Annotated in this window: 3 protein-coding genes and 1 pseudogene; all 4 read left to right on the top strand. The window is 64.6% G+C overall.

From position 1 onward, the window contains the following. Nucleotides 1-303: pseudogene (locus ACY69P_RS15955) on the top strand (ATP-dependent 6-phosphofructokinase); the annotation flags it as partial. Nucleotides 304-455: 152 nt separating this feature from the next. After that, entirely contained in the window at nt 456-875 is a 420-nt protein-coding gene (locus ACY69P_RS15950) for a hypothetical protein (RefSeq protein ID WP_462328196.1), read from the top strand. Between the two features lie 121 nt (nt 876-996). Continuing rightward, entirely contained in the window at nt 997-2004 is a 1008-nt protein-coding gene (locus tag ACY69P_RS15945) for a zinc dependent phospholipase C family protein (protein WP_462328195.1), read from the top strand. Between the two features lie 11 nt (nt 2005-2015). Then, a complete protein-coding gene (locus ACY69P_RS15940) occupies nt 2016-2516 on the top strand; it encodes a hypothetical protein (RefSeq protein WP_462328194.1) in 501 nt (166 codons plus the stop codon). Nucleotides 2517-2690: the final 174 nt, after the last annotated feature.

Raw genomic sequence — 2690 nt, 5'->3', positions numbered from 1 at the left:
AACGACCTGCCGCTCACCCTCAAATGCATCGACCCCAGCTACAGCCGCCGCTCGGTCCCGGCCAACGCCAACGACCGCGTCTACTGCGGCTTCCTCGGCCAGCATGCGGTGCACGCCGCCATGGCAGGCAAAACCGGCATGGTCATCAGCAAAATGCGCGGGCATTACATTCATCTGCCCCTGCATCTTGTCACCACCAACCGCCGCACCATCAAGACGGACTCCGACTACTGGCGCTCCGTCCTCGAATCCACGGGCCAATTTATGTACATGCCGTCCTGCTTTAGCGGACAGCGCAAATAGCTCACCCTGCCCGCCCGGCACGCACCGGGCGGGCAAAACACAGAGCCACGCGTCCCGCCACACGCCGCCTTCACAAAGCGGCCCGAAGGATGCCGCGTTCCCATAAACGCTCAGTTGACCACCACGTGCACAGCCTCTTTCTATGGTGACTTATGCTTCGACGCCTCGCCACGCTCCTTCTGGTGCTCGCCCTCTGCGCCGCCATCCCCCGCGCCGCCCACGCGCAGGAGGAACGCGTCACCATGAAATTTCACGGCCCGGACGTCTCCATACCTGAACTCACCGTCCTCGATGGCGCCCAGCCGCGCATCGTGCTCGACGTCACTGGCGTAGACCGCTGGAATGCCCCCGCACGGCAAGACCTTAGCGGCCAGCATCTCACGCGCCTCACCAGCGCCTACCGCCGCGTCAGCGGGCAGGTTCAAGTCGTCATCGGACTTCGCCACCCCCCCTCGCACTACACAATTTCCACGTACTACGATGTTTTTGGCGACACCATTGCTTTTGTGGTCATCGTTGCGCCGCGCAGCGACAGTCCCCAACAGCCCGCCGCGCCACACCAATCGCCCTAGAGGGCCATCCCCATCATTTCATACCCCGGTCTCCTCAGGCGCAAAAACTCACAAAATGGCCAACATATCAGGTTGTTACGAACGGAATTGACAACACCCCACCTATGGCTATTGTATGGGGATGCGCAACACTCATTTCCTCAGGGCCCTTGTGGCTCTTGTCGCCTGCATTGGCGTCATTCTCTATCCGGACCGCGACGCACTGGCGTGGGGGCCCGGCGTGCACATCGCCATTGGCGAGTATTTTCTGAGCAACCTGTCCCTGCTGCCGCCCCTTGTTGCGGAGCTGCTGCGGACGTATCCCAGCTCGTTTCTGTACGGCGCGCTCAGCGCCGACATCTTCGTCGGCAAAGGCTCCACCGTGCACCCAACGCACAGCCACAACTGGAACGTCGCCCAGACCCTGCGCGCCTCCGCGCCCAGCCCCAAGGTGCAGGCCTACGCGCTGGGCTATCTGTCGCACCTTGCTGCGGACACCATCGCCCATAATCACTACGTGCCCAACATGCTCTCCGCCATGCCCATGGCCGGAAAGCTCAGCCATGTCTATACAGAGATGCTGGCGGACAACCTTGTCCGCTGGGACAAACGCAAGGCCCGCCGCCTGCTGCGCCGTCAAAACGCCGAAGCCGACGTCACCCTGCTTGCCGCCATGGGCTGCACCAAGCTTCCCTTCGTGCTCAAGAAGCACCTCGTCCACAACAGTCTGCGGCTGACCGAGCGCAAAAGCCTCGGCCACTCTCTCGACATTGCGCGGCGGCATCTCGCCCCAACCGGCGTGCAGCCCTACTTTCACGACATGTTCGCCCTCAGCATCAACGTCGTCGGCGAAGTGCTCCGCACTCCCGACTCCGCCGCCGCCCTCGCCCATGACCCCGTGGGCACCCGCGCCCTGTGGAGCGTCAAACAAATCATGCGCAAACGCTACCGCCGCAAGCTCCATCACGGACCGCGGCGGCTTGGCACCATGTATCCCGTACCGTCCGACCTCGTCGGCGTTCGCCCGCCCCGGCGCAGTGCGCACATCGACGCCGCCCTGCTTCTGAAACATCATCCGCCGCGCCGCCTGCGCGGGACGCGCCGCCGCTCCGGCTCGCAGTCCCTGCCGCCCACCGGCACCACCGGCTAGCCCTCACCACAATGCGACTCTGGCGACGAAGCGTTTCCTACGTTCGGGCGACACCGCTCCCCCACGCCACCAAGTGCGTCTTCCTCTTCCTCTCGTGCCTCAGCGGCATCGAGGCCATAGACGCCATCGCCCATGGCCGCGTCGCCCTCGCCATCATCCTCTGGTTCTCCGCCTTCGCCACCCTCGGCGTCAGCATTCTCGCCGCCGCCGACGCCATGACGCGCTATCGCGAATACCAGCGGCTGCGCGATGCCTTCGAGCGCTTCGGCTTCCATCCGCGCATCGTGCACCACGTCGCGCGCTCCCGCTGCCAACGCGATGCCGCCCTGCGCGCCGCCGACGAAACCGGCTTCGCCCAGCACACCCGTACCTACTTTCACAGCCTCGGCTACCGCTGGTACCACCTCCTCCCAGACGCCTTCATCCGCCGCCCATGGCTCGCCCTCTCACCCTCCTTCCTCAGCCGGACCTTTCTGCCCGGCAAACGGGGGCGTCGAAGCACAGGGAAATAAAGAGGGCCTCCGGCGCTTCGACACGACCCGGCGAAGGGAAAAGCCTCCGGCGGGTTAAGGGCCGTGGGCCCTTAACGATCCCATTTATACGCCAGTCTTGCGTCCCACACACGCGGCCTCTATCAGGCCCCGACAACGGCGCCACGCCCACGCGGGCAACCGCCCCAACGTAAG

Source organism: Desulfobaculum sp. (assembly GCF_054921475.1).
Note: the sequence above shows the minus strand (reverse complement) of the source record. Positions and strands in the feature narration are given on the sequence as shown.